Source organism: Streptomyces sp. DSM 42067 (assembly GCF_055792885.1).
Genome location: NZ_CM147706.1, coordinates 1,934,573 through 1,949,228, shown reverse-complemented (window position 1 = coordinate 1,949,228; position 14,656 = coordinate 1,934,573). Strand labels below are relative to the sequence as shown.

At 70.5% G+C, this 14,656-nt stretch carries 14 protein-coding genes; 12 read left to right on the top strand and 2 right to left on the bottom strand.

What is annotated here, in order from left to right; translation table 11 throughout:
• The first annotated feature begins 25 nt into the window (after positions 1-25).
• Together efp and nusB are read left to right on the top strand one after the other, a co-directional pair.
• The gene (gene efp / locus ACSMXV_RS09280; protein ID WP_181657183.1) at positions 26-592 is read left to right on the top strand and encodes an elongation factor P; all 567 of its coding nucleotides are present in this window, start codon (positions 26-28) and stop codon (positions 590-592) included.
• A gap of 2 nt (positions 593-594) precedes the next feature.
• Positions 595-1,029 (top strand): transcription antitermination factor NusB, encoded by a 435-nt coding sequence (gene nusB / locus ACSMXV_RS09275; protein WP_473177216.1) that lies wholly within the window; start codon positions 595-597, stop codon positions 1,027-1,029.
• Between the two features lie 300 nt (positions 1,030-1,329).
• Here the strand turns inward: nusB and bldD are convergent, their stop codons facing one another.
• The gene (bldD, locus tag ACSMXV_RS09270; RefSeq protein WP_181657181.1) at positions 1,330-1,830 is read right to left on the bottom strand and encodes a transcriptional regulator BldD; all 501 of its coding nucleotides are present in this window, start codon (positions 1,828-1,830) and stop codon (positions 1,330-1,332) included.
• A gap of 229 nt (positions 1,831-2,059) precedes the next feature.
• Here bldD and pyrR point away from each other — a divergent pair, with 229 nt between their 5' ends.
• The 8 genes from pyrR to pyrF all read left to right on the top strand — a co-directional run bounded on the left by pyrR (position 2,060) and on the right by pyrF (position 12,207).
• Entirely contained in the window at positions 2,060-2,659 is a 600-nt protein-coding gene (gene pyrR, locus ACSMXV_RS09265) for a bifunctional pyr operon transcriptional regulator/uracil phosphoribosyltransferase PyrR (protein ID WP_473177215.1), read from the top strand.
• Between the two features lie 180 nt (positions 2,660-2,839).
• The gene (locus tag ACSMXV_RS09260; protein ID WP_473177214.1) at positions 2,840-3,817 is read left to right on the top strand and encodes an aspartate carbamoyltransferase catalytic subunit; all 978 of its coding nucleotides are present in this window, start codon (positions 2,840-2,842) and stop codon (positions 3,815-3,817) included.
• A gap of 5 nt (positions 3,818-3,822) precedes the next feature.
• Complete coding sequence (locus tag ACSMXV_RS09255) at positions 3,823-5,109, top strand: dihydroorotase (RefSeq protein WP_473177213.1); 1,287 nt, start codon at positions 3,823-3,825, stop codon at positions 5,107-5,109.
• Positions 5,106-5,690 (top strand): PH-like domain-containing protein, encoded by a 585-nt coding sequence (locus ACSMXV_RS09250; RefSeq protein ID WP_473177212.1) that lies wholly within the window; start codon positions 5,106-5,108, stop codon positions 5,688-5,690. The genes ACSMXV_RS09255 and ACSMXV_RS09250 overlap by 4 nt, the downstream gene beginning before the upstream one ends.
• On the top strand, positions 5,687-6,844 hold the full coding sequence (gene carA / locus ACSMXV_RS09245; RefSeq protein WP_473177211.1) for a glutamine-hydrolyzing carbamoyl-phosphate synthase small subunit: 1,158 nt from the start codon (positions 5,687-5,689) through the stop codon (positions 6,842-6,844). The genes ACSMXV_RS09250 and carA overlap by 4 nt, the downstream gene beginning before the upstream one ends.
• Complete coding sequence (carB, locus tag ACSMXV_RS09240; protein WP_473177210.1) at positions 6,837-10,145, top strand: carbamoyl-phosphate synthase large subunit; 3,309 nt, start codon at positions 6,837-6,839, stop codon at positions 10,143-10,145. Before carA ends, carB begins: the two co-directional genes overlap by 8 nt.
• Positions 10,146-10,255: 110 nt before the next feature.
• Complete coding sequence (locus ACSMXV_RS09235) at positions 10,256-11,365, top strand: quinone-dependent dihydroorotate dehydrogenase (protein ID WP_473177209.1); 1,110 nt, start codon at positions 10,256-10,258, stop codon at positions 11,363-11,365.
• A complete protein-coding gene (gene pyrF / locus ACSMXV_RS09230; protein ID WP_473177208.1) occupies positions 11,362-12,207 on the top strand; it encodes an orotidine-5'-phosphate decarboxylase in 846 nt (281 codons plus the stop codon). The genes ACSMXV_RS09235 and pyrF overlap by 4 nt, the downstream gene beginning before the upstream one ends.
• A 230-nt stretch (positions 12,208-12,437) precedes the next feature.
• Here pyrF and ACSMXV_RS09225 read toward each other — a convergent pair whose 3' ends face one another.
• A complete protein-coding gene (locus ACSMXV_RS09225; protein ID WP_473177207.1) occupies positions 12,438-12,641 on the bottom strand; it encodes a hypothetical protein in 204 nt (67 codons plus the stop codon).
• Positions 12,642-13,598: 957 nt separating this feature from the next.
• On the opposite strand from ACSMXV_RS09225, the gene ACSMXV_RS09220 reads away from it, so the two are divergent.
• Both ACSMXV_RS09220 and gmk read left to right on the top strand, forming a co-directional pair.
• Positions 13,599-13,922, top strand: a complete 324-nt coding sequence (locus tag ACSMXV_RS09220) for an integration host factor (protein ID WP_005319887.1) — start codon at positions 13,599-13,601, stop codon at positions 13,920-13,922.
• A gap of 38 nt (positions 13,923-13,960) precedes the next feature.
• A complete protein-coding gene (gene gmk, locus ACSMXV_RS09215) occupies positions 13,961-14,563 on the top strand; it encodes a guanylate kinase (RefSeq protein WP_181657173.1) in 603 nt (200 codons plus the stop codon).
• Positions 14,564-14,656 lie beyond the last annotated feature (93 nt).

The window sequence follows — 14,656 nt, the reverse complement described above, 5'->3', positions numbered from 1 at the left end:
CGTCAGTCCAGGAGATTCCGCAACCGTGGCTTCCACGAACGACCTCAAGAACGGCATGGTGCTCAAGCTCGAAGGCGGCCAGCTCTGGTCCGTCGTCGAGTTCCAGCACGTCAAGCCCGGCAAGGGCCCGGCCTTCGTGCGCACCAAGCTCAAGAACGTGCTTTCCGGCAAGGTCGTCGACAAGACGTTCAACGCCGGTGTCAAGGTCGAGACGGCCACCGTCGACAAGCGCGACATGCAGTTCTCGTACATGGACGGCGATTACTTCGTCTTCATGGACATGGAGACCTACGACCAGCTGCACGTCGACCGCAAGGCCGTCGGTGACGCCGCCAACTTCCTCATCGAGGGCTTCACGGCCACCGTCGCGCAGCACGAGGGCGAGGTTCTCTTCGTCGACCTGCCCGCCGCTGTCGAGCTGACCATCGCGGAGACCGAGCCGGGCGTCCAGGGCGACCGCTCCACCGGCGGCACCAAGCCCGCCACGCTGGAGACCGGCCACCAGATCCAGGTTCCGCTCTTCATCACCACCGGCGAGAAGATCAAGGTCGACACGCGCACCAGCGACTACCTCGGCCGGGTGAGCAGCTAACCGTGGCTGCCCGTAACACGGCCCGTAAGCGCGCCTTCCAGATCCTCTTCGAGGGCGACCAGCGCGACACCGACGTCCTCACGGTCCTCGCGGACTGGATCCGGCACTCCCGGACGGACACCCGGCAGCCGCCGGTCAGCGAGTACACGATGGAGCTGGTCGAGGGGTACGCGAAGAAGGCGAGCCGCATCGACGAGCTCATCGCGCAGTACGCGGTGGGCTGGACGCTGGACCGGATGCCGGTCGTCGACCGCAACATCCTGCGGCTCGGCGCGTACGAGCTGATCTGGGTCGACGGGACGCCGGACGCCGTGGTGCTGGACGAGGCGGTGGAGCTCGCCAAGGAGTTCTCCACGGAGGAGTCCCCGGCCTTCGTCAACGGTCTGCTCGGCCGGCTGAAGGACCTCAAGCCGACGCTGCGCCGAGACGAGGCGTGAGCGAGCCGCCGACTGAGAGCCGACGTCACGCCGGAGGGCCCGCAGCAACCGAGCTGCGGGCCCTCCGGCGTTCCTCCGGGCACTAGTGCCCCGAAAGGCAACGCCGGGGCACTCGATGCGGCGCACGGAGTCGCCGCCCCAGCCGCGCGGCGCCTGGCTGTCGGCCGCGCGCCGGTCCCTGGCATATGCGGCAAGGCCTTCGGGGAACCACATGCCGTCGGGGGGTACAAAAAGGCCGTCGGGGTAGCCGGAATCCCCATGGTCCCGGCCACCCCGACGGCACGTTTCTGCAGATATGCGTCAGCTGTCCTCGTGGGCAACGGCACGGCGCGCGTCGGCGTCGAGCACGCCCCAGCTGATCAACTGCTCGGTCAGGACCGAGGGGGACTGGTCGTAGATGACGGCGAGGGTGCGCAGATCGTCCTGGCGGATCGACAGCACCTTGCCGTTGTAGTCGCCACGCTGTGACTGGATCGTGGCGGCATACCGCTGGAGGGGGCCCGCCTTCTCGGCCGGGACATGGGCAAGGCGCTCCAGGTCCAGGACGAGCTTCGGCGGCGGCTCCGCGGCACCACCGGGGGTCGTGCCGGGCAGCAGCTCCTGCACCGGCACACCGTAGAAGTCGGCCAACTCGGCGAGGCGCTGCACGGTGACGGCGCGGTCGCCGCGCTCGTAAGAACCGACCACGACCGCCTTCCAGCGTCCCTGGGACTTCTCCTCGACACCGTGTAGGGAAAGGCCCTGCTGGGTGCGGATGGCCCGGAGCTTGGCCCCGAGCTGCTTGGCGTATTCGCTGGACATATAGCTCCCCGGACGCAGACTGGTAACTCACTGTGAGGTTACGCAGCGTTACGGTCCCCCGTCAAGCCGAATGGTACGGACCGACACTTCCGTGGAGCAGGTCATCACGGGTGTGCCAGGGGGTGCGGGGGGTGTGATCAGCGACGTCGGCGGCCTGGTACCGTTGGTGGCGCAAATCCGACGTCCTTTAAGGTCCGTCCCGTGAGGCGGAGAAGGAGGTCCGTTTCGTATGGACGCAACGACCCACGACAGCGGCTCCGCTGTCGATTCCGATGCCGCCCGCCCCGTTCTCGAGGGCCCGGACATCGCGCGGGTGCTGACCCGCATCGCCCACGAGATCGTCGAACGCGCCAAGGGCGCCGACGACGTGGTGCTCCTCGGCATCCCGACCCGGGGCGTCTTCCTCGCCCAGCGGCTCGCAGCCAAGCTCGAGGAGATCACCGGACGCAAGGTCCCGGTCGGCTCCCTGGACATCACCATGTACCGCGACGACCTGCGCCTGCAGCCGCCGCGGGCGCTGGCACGCACGGAGATCCCCGGTGACGGCATCGACGGCCGCCTGGTGATCCTCCTCGACGACGTCCTCTTCTCGGGCCGCACCATCCGCGCCGCCCTCGACGCGCTGAACGACATCGGCCGTCCGCGCGCGGTCCAGCTCGCGGTCCTCGTGGACCGCGGCCACCGCGAACTGCCCATCCGCGCCGACTACGTCGGCAAGAACCTGCCCACGTCGCTGCGGGAGACCGTCAAGGTCCAGCTCGCCGAGGAGGACGGCCGGGACGCCGTGCTGCTCGGTGCCAAGCAGACCTCCCCGGCCGGCCGGCAGTAGCAGCACTCGCTCTCCGCCGACGAGTGCGCTCCTGCGCGCCCGCATGCCCGCGTCCGGGGGGACACCCCGGGCCCCTCTCCCAAGCTCTCGGCTTCTCCCCCAGTGCCTTAAGGGCCTGGGAGGGACCCCCAGAGCAGGGGGGACCCCCACTCCTGAACCGCCTTACGGAGCCTTCCCAAGATGAAGCGACACCTCATCTCGGCCGCCGATCTCACCCGCGACGACGCCGTACGCATCCTCGACACCGCCGAGGAGATGGCCCGCGTCGCCGACCGGCCGATCAAGAAGTTGCCGACGCTGCGCGGCCGCACCGTCGTCAACCTCTTCTTCGAGGACTCGACCCGCACCCGTATCTCCTTCGAGGCCGCCGAGAAGCGCCTCTCCGCCGACGTCATCAACTTCTCCGCCAAGGGCTCGAGCGTCTCCAAGGGCGAGTCCCTCAAGGACACCGCTCAGACGCTGGAGGCCATGGGCGTCGACGCCGTCGTCATCCGGCACGGCGCCTCCGGCGCGCCCTACCGGCTCGCCACCTCCGGCTGGATCGACGCCGCCGTGATCAACGCCGGTGACGGCACACACCAGCACCCCACGCAGGCGCTGCTCGACGCGTTCACGATGCGGCGCCGCCTCATCGGCCGCGACGCCGGTCTCGGCCAGGACCTGAGCGGCAAGCGCATCACGATCGTCGGCGACGTCCTGCACAGCCGGGTCGCCCGTTCCAACGTCGACCTGCTGCACACCCTCGGCGCCGAGGTCACCCTCGTCGCCCCGCCCACGCTGGTGCCGGTCGGCGTCGACCACTGGCCGTGCGAGGTGGCGTACGACCTCGACAGCGTGCTGCCGAAGTCCGACGCCGTGATGATGCTGCGCGTGCAGCGCGAGCGCATGAACGCCGCGTTCTTCCCGACCGAGCGCGAGTACTCGCGGCGGTACGGGCTCGACGGCGACCGCATGGCGAAGATGCCCGAGCACGCCATCGTGATGCACCCGGGACCGATGGTCCGCGGCATGGAGATCACCGCCGAGGTCGCCGACTCCGACCGCTGCACCGTCGTCGAGCAGGTCGCCAACGGCGTCTCCATCCGCATGGCCGTCCTGTACCTGCTGCTCGGCGGCAACGAACCCGCCGTCACCCACACCCGCACCGAGGAGAAGTAAGAAACATGAGCAAGATCCTGATCCGTGGTGCGAAGGTGCTGGGCGGCGAGCCGCAGGACGTGCTGATCGACGGCGAGACGATCGCCGAGGTCGGTGCCGGACTGTCCGCTGACGGAGCGGAGGTCGTCGAGGCCGACGGCAAGGTGCTGCTGCCGGGCCTCGTGGACCTGCACACCCATCTGCGCGAGCCCGGCCGCGAGGACTCCGAGACCGTCCTGACCGGAACGCGGGCCGCCGCGAGCGGCGGCTACACCGCCGTGTTCGCCATGGCCAACACCTTCCCGGTCGCCGACACCGCCGGCGTGGTCGAGCAGGTCTACCGGCTCGGCCAGGAGCACGGCTACTGCGACGTGCAGCCCATCGGCGCGGTCACCGTCGGCCTGGAGGGCAAGAAGCTCGCCGAGCTGGGTGCGATGCACGAGTCGGCGGCCGGCGTCACGGTCTTCTCCGATGACGGCAAGTGCGTCCACGACGCCGTGATCATGCGGCGGGCGCTGGAGTACGTGAAGGCGTTCGGCGGCGTCGTCGCGCAGCACGCGCAGGAGCCGCGGCTCACCGAGGGCGCCGAGATGAACGAGGGCGTCGTCTCCGCCGAGCTGGGCCTGGGCGGATGGCCGGCCGTCGCCGAGGAGTCGATCATCGCCCGCGACGTGCTGCTCGCCGACCACGTCGGCTCGCGCGTCCATATCTGCCACCTGTCGACCGCCGGCTCGGTCGAGATCGTCCGCTGGGCCAAGTCCCGCGGCATCGACGTGACCGCCGAGGTCACCCCGCACCACCTGCTCCTCACCGACGACCTGGTTCGTACGTACAACCCTGTCTACAAGGTCAACCCGCCGCTGCGCACCGAGCGCGACGTGATGGCGCTGCGCGAGGCCCTGGCGGACGGCACGATCGACATCGTCGCCACCGACCACGCCCCGCACCCGCACGAGGACAAGGACTGCGAGTGGGCCGCGGCCGCCATGGGCATGGTCGGCCTCGAGACGGCGCTGTCCGTCGTCCAGCACACGATGATCGAGACCGGCCTCCTCGACTGGGCGGGCGTCGCCGAGCGCATGTCGTTCAAGCCGGCGAGGATCGGCCGCGCAGACGGCCACGGACGGCCCGTCTCGGCTGGTGAGCCCGCCAACCTCACGCTGGTCGATACCGCATACCGTGGAGCCGTGGACCCCGCGGGCTTCGCCTCCCGCAGCCGCAACACCCCCTACGAGGGCCGTGAGCTGCCGGGACGCGTCACCCACACGTGGCTGCGGGGCCGGGCCACGCTCGTCGACGGGAAGCTCGCGTGACAGCTCTGACATCTCTGGCGTACGCCTCTGCCGCGTACACCGCCGCGGAACAGAAGTCGGCGGAAGTGACCGACTGGGCCGCCCGCATCGGCTGGGTCGTCGGGCTGCTGCTCTTCATCGCCCTCGTCTACTGGCTGATGCGCGAGGGCTGGAAGTGGCGCGGCACGCTCCAGGGCGATCTGCCCGAGCTGCCCGGCGCGCCCGCCGACCCCGGTCCGGCGAAACTGACGATGAGCGGCCGCTACCACGGCTCTACCACCGCCGGACAGTGGCTCGACCGCATCGTGGCGCACGGCCTGGGCACCCGCAGCCGGGTCGAGCTCACGCTGACGGACGCGGGACTGGACGTCGTGCGCCCCGGAGCGACCGACTTCTTCGTCCCGGCCGCGCAGCTGCGCGAGGCCCGGCTCGACAAGGGCATTGCGGGCAAGGTCCTCGCCGAGGGCGGACTGCTCGTCGTCACCTGGGCCCACGGCGACAAGCTGCTCGACTCCGGATTCCGCTCCGACCGCGCGGCCGAGCACAACGAGTGGGTCGAGGCCCTGAACCAGATGATCAAGCAAACGGAAGGCGCACGATGACCACCTCCACAAGGGGAGCCTCAAAGGTTCCTGCCGTACTCGTCCTGGAGGACGGCCGGATCTTCCGCGGCCGTGCCTACGGGGCCGTGGGGGAGACCTTCGGCGAAGCGGTGTTCTCCACCGGCATGACCGGCTACCAGGAGACCCTCACCGACCCGTCGTACCACCGCCAGGTCGTCGTGATGACCGCCCCCCACGTCGGCAACACCGGCGTCAACGACGAGGACCCCGAGTCGAAGAGGATCTGGGTATCCGGCTACGTCGTACGCGACCCCGCGCGCGTGCCGTCCAACTGGCGCGCCAAGCGCTCGCTGGACGAGGAGCTCGCCGCGCAGGGCGTCGTCGGGATCTCCGGCATCGACACCCGGGCCCTGACCCGCCATCTGCGCGAGCGCGGCGCCATGCGCGTCGGCATCTTCTCCGGCGAGGCGGTTGCCGACGACGCGCAGCTGCTTGCCCGCGTGCAGGAAGCCCCCCAGATGAAGGGCGCGAACCTCTCCGCCGAGGTCGCCACCACCGAGACGTACGTCGTCCCGGCCATCGGGGAGAAGCGATTCACCGTCGCCGCCGTCGACCTCGGCATCAAGGGCATGACCCCGCACCGCATGGCCGAGCGCGGCATCGAGGTGCACGTGCTGCCCGCCACGGCGACCGCCGAGGACGTGTACGCGGTCAACCCGGACGGCGTGTTCTTCTCCAACGGCCCGGGCGACCCCGCCACCGCCGACCACCCGGTCTCCGTGATGCAGGCGGTGCTGGAGCGCGGCACGCCGCTCTTCGGTATCTGCTTCGGCAACCAGATCCTGGGCCGCGCACTCGGCTTCGGCACCTACAAGCTGAAGTACGGCCACCGCGGCATCAACCAGCCCGTGCAGGACCGTACGACCGGCAAGGTCGAGGTCACCGCGCACAACCACGGATTCGCCGTCGACGCCCCGCTCGACAAGGTCTCCGACACCCCCTACGGCCGGGCCGAGGTCTCCCACGTGTGCCTCAACGACAACGTGGTGGAGGGGCTGCAGCTCCTCGACCGCCCGGCTTTCAGCGTCCAGTACCACCCCGAAGCGGCAGCCGGCCCGCACGACGCCGCCTACCTGTTCGACCGCTTCACGTCTTTGATGAGCACAGTCCTGATGGAGGGCCAGCGTGCCTAAGCGCACCGATATCCAGTCCGTCCTGGTCATCGGCTCCGGCCCGATCGTCATCGGCCAGGCCGCCGAGTTCGACTACTCCGGCACCCAGGCGTGCCGCATCCTGCGGGCCGAGGGCCTGCGGGTCATCCTCGTCAACTCCAACCCGGCGACGATCATGACCGACCCGGAGATCGCCGACGCCACGTACGTCGAGCCGATCACCCCCGAGTTCGTCGAGAAGATCATCGCGAAGGAGCGCCCCGACGCGCTGCTGCCGACGCTGGGTGGCCAGACGGCTCTCAACACGGCCATCTCGCTGCACGAGGCGGGCACCCTCGAGAAGTACGGCGTCGAGCTCATCGGTGCCAACGTCGAGGCGATCAACAAGGGCGAGGACCGCGACCTCTTCAAGGAGGTCGTGGAGGCCGTCCGCGCGAAGATCGGGCACGGCGAGTCCGCCCGCTCGGTCATCTGCCACTCGATGGACGACGTCCTCAAGGGCGTCGATACGCTCGGCGGCTACCCCGTCGTCGTCCGCCCCTCCTTCACGATGGGCGGCGCCGGCTCCGGCTTCGCGCACGACGAGGAGGAGCTGCGCCGTATCGCCGGTCAGGGCCTGACCCTGTCTCCCACCACCGAGGTGCTCCTGGAGGAGTCCATCCTCGGCTGGAAGGAGTACGAGCTGGAGCTGATGCGCGACAAGAACGACAACGTCGTGGTCGTCTGCTCCATCGAGAACTTCGACCCGATGGGCGTGCACACCGGTGACTCGATCACCGTCGCGCCCGCGATGACGCTCACCGACCGCGAGTACCAGATCCTGCGGGACATCGGCATCGCCGTGATCCGCGAGGTCGGCGTCGACACCGGCGGCTGCAACATCCAGTTCGCGGTGAACCCCGAGGACGGTCGTGTGATCGTCATCGAGATGAACCCGCGCGTGTCCCGGTCGTCGGCCCTGGCATCCAAGGCCACCGGCTTCCCGATCGCGAAGATCGCCGCCAAGCTGGCCGTCGGCTACACGCTCGACGAGATCCCCAACGACATCACCGAGCAGACCCCGGCCTCCTTCGAGCCGACGCTCGACTACGTTGTGGTCAAGGCCCCGCGGTTCGCGTTCGAGAAGTTCCCGTCCGCCGACTCCACGCTGACCACCACCATGAAGTCGGTCGGCGAGGCGATGGCGATCGGCCGCAACTTCACCGAGGCGCTGCAGAAGGCGCTGCGCTCGCTGGAGAAGAAGGGCAGCCAGTTCACGTTCGTCGGCGAGCCCGGCGACAAGGCCGAGCTGCTGCGCGAGGCGGTCCGCCCGACCGACGGCCGCATCAACTGCGTCATGCAGGCCATCCGCGCCGGTGCGACCCCGGAGGAGGTCTTCGAGGCGACGAAGATCGACCCGTGGTTCGTGGACCAGCTCTTCCTGATCAAGGAGATCGCCGACGAGCTGGCCGCCGCCGAGCGGCTCGACCCCGAGCTGCTCGCCGACGCCAAGCGCCACGGCTTCTCCGACGCCCAGATCGCCGAGATCCGCGGCCTGCGCGAGGACGTCGTCCGTGAGGTTCGGCACGCCCTCGGCGTCCGCCCGGTCTACAAGACGGTCGACACCTGCGCCGCCGAGTTCGCCGCGAAGACGCCGTACTTCTACTCCTCCTACGACGAGGAGTCCGAGGTCGCGCCCCGCAGCAAGCCCGCGGTGATCATCCTGGGCTCCGGCCCGAACCGCATCGGCCAGGGCATCGAGTTCGACTACTCGTGCGTCCACGCCTCCTTCGCGCTGAGCGACGCGGGCTACGAGACCGTGATGGTCAACTGCAACCCCGAGACCGTCTCGACCGACTACGACACCTCCGACCGCCTGTACTTCGAGCCGCTGACGCTCGAGGACGTGCTGGAGATCGTCCACGCCGAGTCGCTCGCCGGCCCGGTCGCGGGCGTCGTCGTCCAACTCGGCGGCCAGACCCCGCTGGGCCTGTCGCAGGCGCTCAAGGACAACGGCGTGCCGATCGTGGGCACCTCGCCCGAGGCCATCCACGCGGCCGAGGACCGCGGTGCCTTCGGCCGCGTCCTCGCCGAGGCCGGTCTCCCGGCTCCGAAGCACGGCACCGCCACCACGTTCGCCGGTGCCAAGGCCATCGCCGACGAGATCGGCTATCCGGTCCTGGTGCGGCCCTCGTACGTGCTCGGCGGTCGCGGCATGGAGATCGTGTACGACGAGGCGCGACTCGAGGCGTACATCGCCGAGTCGACCGAGATCAGCCCGACCCGGCCGGTCCTCGTCGACCGCTTCCTCGACGACGCCATCGAGATCGACGTGGACGCGCTGTACGACGGCGAGGAGCTGTACCTCGGCGGCGTCATGGAGCACATCGAGGAGGCCGGTATCCACTCCGGTGACTCGGCGTGCGCGCTGCCCCCGATCACGCTCGGCGGCTTCGACATCAAGCGGCTGCGCGCTTCCACGGAGGCCATCGCCCGCGGTGTCGGGGTGCGCGGACTGATCAACATCCAGTTCGCGCTGGCGGGCGACATCCTGTACGTCCTCGAAGCCAACCCGCGCGCCTCGCGCACCGTCCCCTTCACCTCGAAGGCGACCGCGGTGCCGCTGGCGAAGGCCGCCGCCCGCATCTCGCTGGGTGCGACCATCGCCGAGCTGCGGGCCGAGGGCCTGCTCCCGGCGAACGGCGACGGCGGTGAGCTCCCGCTCGACGCGCCGATCTCCGTCAAGGAGGCCGTCATGCCGTGGTCGCGCTTCCGCGACATCCACGGCCGCGGCGTCGACACCGTCCTCGGCCCGGAGATGCGCTCCACGGGCGAGGTCATGGGCATCGACTCGGTGTTCGGCACGGCGTACGCCAAGTCGCAGGCGGGTGCGTACGGCCCGCTGCCGACCAAGGGCCGGGCGTTCGTGTCCGTCGCCAACCGCGACAAGCGGGCCATGATCTTCCCGGCGCGTGAACTCGTCGCCCACGGCTTCGAGCTGCTCGCCACGTCCGGCACGGCCGAGGTCCTCAAGCGCAACGGCATCAACGCCACGATCGTGCGCAAGCAGAGCGAGGGCGAGGGCCCGAACGGCGAGAAGACGATCGTGCAGATGATCCACGACGGCGAGGTCGACCTGATCGTCAACACCCCGTACGGCACGGGCGGCCGCCTCGACGGCTACGACATCCGTACGGCCGCCGTGGCGCGGTCGGTCCCGTGCCTGACGACGGTCCAGGCGCTCGCCGCGGCCGTCCAGGGCATCGACGCGCTCAACCACGGAGGCGTGGGAGTGCGTTCGCTCCAGGAACACGCAGAGCATCTGACCGCGGCCCGCGACTAGCAGCCCAGAAGAGGGGGACACCGGAAACGGTGTCCCCCTCTTCGTGAGGCTTCTCAGTCTCTTGAGGCTTCTTCACGAGGCTTCATGAAGCCCTTCATGAGGACATGACCATGTACAAGCTTTTCTTCCGGCTGGTCTTCCACCGGATGGACCCCGAGAAGGCCCACTACCTGGCCTTCCGCTGGATCCGCCTCGCCGCCCGCATCCCGGTGCTCCGCACCTTCGTCGCGGCCGCGCTCGCCCTCCGCTACAAGGAGCTGCGTACCGAGGCCTTCGGGCTGCGTATGCACGGCCCGTTCGGGCTCGCCGCGGGCTTCGACAAGAACGCCGTCGCGATCGACGGCATGTCGATGCTCGGCTTCGACCACATCGAGATCGGCACCGTCACCGGCGAGCCGCAGCCCGGCAACCCGAAGAAGCGGCTGTTCCGGCTGGTCCCCGACCGCGCCTTGATCAACCGCATGGGCTTCAACAACGACGGCTCGGCCGCCGTCGCCGCGCGCCTCGCCTCCCGCGTACCGGTCTTCAAGACCACCGTGGGCGTCAACATCGGCAAGACCAAGGTCGTGCCGGAGGCCGAGGCCGTCGGCGACTACGTGAAGTCGACCGAGCGGCTCGCCCGCCACGCCGACTACCTGGTCGTGAACGTGTCGTCGCCGAACACCCCGGGCCTGCGCAACCTCCAGGCCGTCGACCAGCTGCGTCCGCTGCTCAGCGCGGTCCGCGAGGCCGCCGACCGGAGCGTCCCCGACCGCCGCGTACCCCTGCTCGTCAAGATCGCGCCCGATCTCGCCGACGACGACATCGACGCCGTCGCCGACCTCGCCGTCGAGCTCGGCCTGGACGGCATCATCGCGACGAACACGACGATCGCCCGGGACGGGCTGGGACTCAAGTCCGACCCGGCCCTCGTCGAGGAGACCGGCGGTCTGTCCGGAGCGCCCCTCAAGGAGCGCTCCCTGGAGGTCCTGAGGCGCCTCTACGCGCGCGTGGGGGACCGGATCACCCTCGTGGGCGTCGGAGGCATCGAGAACGCCGAGGACGCCTGGCAGCGGATCCTCGCGGGCGCGACGCTCGTACAGGGCTACAGCGCCTTCATCTACGAGGGCCCGTTCTGGGCGCGCGCCATCCACAAGGGCCTGGCCGCCCGGCTGCGCACCAGCCCGTACGCCACCCTCGCCGAGGCCGTCGGCGCCGACACCCGAAAGGCATCCGCATGAGCCCTCTGGAACCCTTCGGCGCGCGTCTGCGCCACGCCATGGACACCCGCGGGCCGCTCTGCGTCGGCATCGACCCGCACGCGTCGCTGCTCGCCGGCTGGGGCCTGAACGACGACATCCAGGGCCTGGAGACCTTCACGCGCACCGTCGTCGACGCACTCGCCGACCAGGTCGCTGTGTTCAAGCCGCAGTCGGCCTTCTTCGAGCGCTTCGGCTCGCCCGGCATCGCCGTCCTGGAGAAGGCCGTGGCGGACCTGCGCGACGCGGGCGGCCTCGTCGTCATGGACGCCAAGCGCGGTGACATCGGCTCCACCATGGCCGCGTACGCGGAGACGTATCTCCGCAAGGACGCGCCGCTGTTCTCGGACGCGCTGACGGTCTCCCCGTACCTCGGGTACGGCTCGCTGAAGCCGGCCGTCGATCTCGCGCGGGAGAGCGGCGCCGGGCTCTTCGTCCTCGCCCTTACCTCCAACCCGGAGGGGGCCGAGGTCCAGCACGCGGTGCGCGCGGACGGCCGCACCGTCGGCGCGACCATGCTCGCGCACCTTGCCGACGACAACGCGGGCGCCGAGCCGCTCGGCTCCTTCGGCGCGGTCGTCGGCGCCACGCTGGGCGACCTCTCGTCGTACGACCTCGCCATCAACGGCCCGCTCCTGGCCCCCGGCATCGGCGCCCAGGGCGCCACCCCCGCCGACCTTCCGCGGGTCTTCGGCGAATCGGTACGCAATGTCGTGCCGAACGTCAGCCGGGCCGTCCTGAAGGCCGGCCCCTCTCCGGCCGCCCTGCGCGACGCGGCGGTCCGCTTCGCGGACGAGGTGCGCGAGGCGGTGGAGAGCGCGTAAGACGCCGGATGCACCGGGCGGGGCGGTGACCTCCTGGCGGTGACCTTCTGGTCCGTGGCCTGCACCCGCCTGTGGCCCGTGGCCTGCTGCGGCCCGGCCGGCGTGAGCAAAGTCTCCCTTCGACCGGGCCACGACCGCCGTCGGCTTCGACCACTACGGCCTCTGCCCCTCCCGGTACTGTCCCGCATACCCCGGCGCTCGCCGCCCGGCTCTGGTCCTGCGGCACGGCATCAGCGCCGGTTCGTCGCTCCGGGAGCCGGCGGCCCCTCGTGGCGGGCCGATCCGGCCGCTTCGGCCCGGTCCTGCCCCCTTGCCTGGCGCCCGCCCGCCCGGCCCTTGGCCTGAGTACGGGCGTCGGCGCACCGCTCCGGTGTCCCGTTCGTGGCGCCCGGCAACGGCACGATGGCCTTGTGCGGCCCGGTGCCGACCCGCATCGGCCGGGCGCTCCCCGGCCGGGCCCGGGGCTCAAGCGGTTCCACTCGCTGGCCGATTGCCCCCCGTGTCCGGCAGCGGCTGTCGGCCGCGGGACGGTCGGCTGCTGCGGCCCGTTCCGGCCCGCTTTGGCTCGGCGGTCGCCTAAGGGTGCCGCCCTTAGGCGCGGCACGGGCGTCGGCGCACCGCTCCGGTGTCCCGTGGCGCCAGGCGAGCGATGGGCCGGTGGTCCACCCCAGCAGCCCGGTGCCGGCCCGTTTCGGCCCGCCGGGCGCTCGCGGCCCGCCCCGGGCCCGAGGCGTGGCGGAGGGCGCCGGCACACCGCTCCACTGCCTCGTGGCGCCCGGCGAGCGATGGGGGTGGTCCACCGCAGCCCGGTGCCGGCCCGTTTCGGCCCGCCGGGCGCTCGCCGCCCGGCCCGGGGCGCGGCAAGGGCGCCGGCACACCGCTCCAGTGCCCCGTGGCGCCCTGCGGCCGGACGATCGGCCGCTGCGGCCACGGACCCGGGCTGCCCGCCGCCCTGCGTCGGGACGATCGCCCGCCGCCCGCCGCCCGCCGCCCGCCGCCCGCCGCCCGCCGCCCGCCGCCCGCCGCGCGCCGCGCGGCACACCCCCACCCCGCCCCGGCCCACCCGCACCGATGCCCCGAGGGAGCGTTTCTTCTGGGTCTGGGGGCCACCCCGCACGCCCCGCAGGGTGTCCAAGCCCCCCGTCACAGGGCCTCGCGGCCCGAGCTCCAGGCGAATACACCCTCAAATCCGGGGCAATATGCCCGTTATGTCGGGTTCAATGGAGGCTGACCAGGACTTTTCGTCTGTTCTCGCTGACTCCGGCGGACTTGGCCGCTAGTCTCCGTCGAGAGTGCACGGGCAAAGCGTTGCTCGTTGCTCCCCAGGTGTGGGGCGACTAGGTTCCTCACCGGTCCGTATCCGACAGTTCGACATCCGAGGTGACGTAGGCGTGGCTCTTCCGCCCCTTACCCCTGAACAGCGCGCAGCCGCGCTCGAAAAGGCCGCCGCGGCTCGCCGGGAGCGGGCCGAGGTCAAGAATCGACTCAAGCACTCCGGCGCCTCCCTTCACGAGGTCATCAAGCAGGGCCAGGAGAACGACGTCATCGGCAAGATGAAGGTCTCCGCCCTCCTCGAGTCCCTCCCGGGCGTGGGCAAGGTCCGCGCCAAGCAGATCATGGAGCGACTCGGTATCTCCGAGAGCCGTCGGGTGCGCGGCCTCGGCTCCAACCAGATCGCCTCCTTGGAGCGCGAGTTCGGCGGCGGCGCCGCCTGACGTTCTCGGGCACCCCTGAGAACCTGGATAATCACTGCATGGCTGCAACAACCCGGGGGGCGACCCCCGCACCCCCGGACGTACGTCCGCGGCTGACCGTGCTCTCCGGCCCCTCCGGGGTCGGCAAGAGCACGGTCGTCGCTCATATGCGCGCAAAGCACCCCGAGGTCTGGCTCTCGGTGTCGGCGACGACCCGCAAGCCGCGCCCGGGTGAGCGGCACGGCGTCCACTACTTCTTCGTCACCGACGAGGAGATGGACAAGCTGATCGCCAACGGCGAGCTGCTGGAGTGGGCCGAGTTCGCGGGCAACCGCTACGGCACTCCCCGCCGTGCCGTGGTCGAGAAGCTGGAGGCCGGCGAGCCCGTTCTCCTGGAGATCGACCTCCAGGGCGCGCGTCAGGTCAGGGAGTCCATGCCGGACGCCTTGCTGGTGTTCCTGGCTCCTCCCTCCTGGGAGGAGCTGGTGCGTCGGCTGACCGGCCGCGGCACCGAGCCGCCCGAGGTCATCGAGCGCCGTCTGGAAGCAGCCAAGGTCGAACTGGCAGCCGAGTCAGAGTTCGACACCACCCTGGTCAACACCTCCGTCGAGGACGTGGCGCGTGAGCTGCTAGCCTTGATGGCGGTGTCTTCTGGGGAATAGGGATCCACTCCCAGCGGGGAACGCCTCTCAATGGGGGGACGAGCCGCAGCGGGGAACAACCCCCGGATCCCAGCATCCCCGGACCCCAGTGTT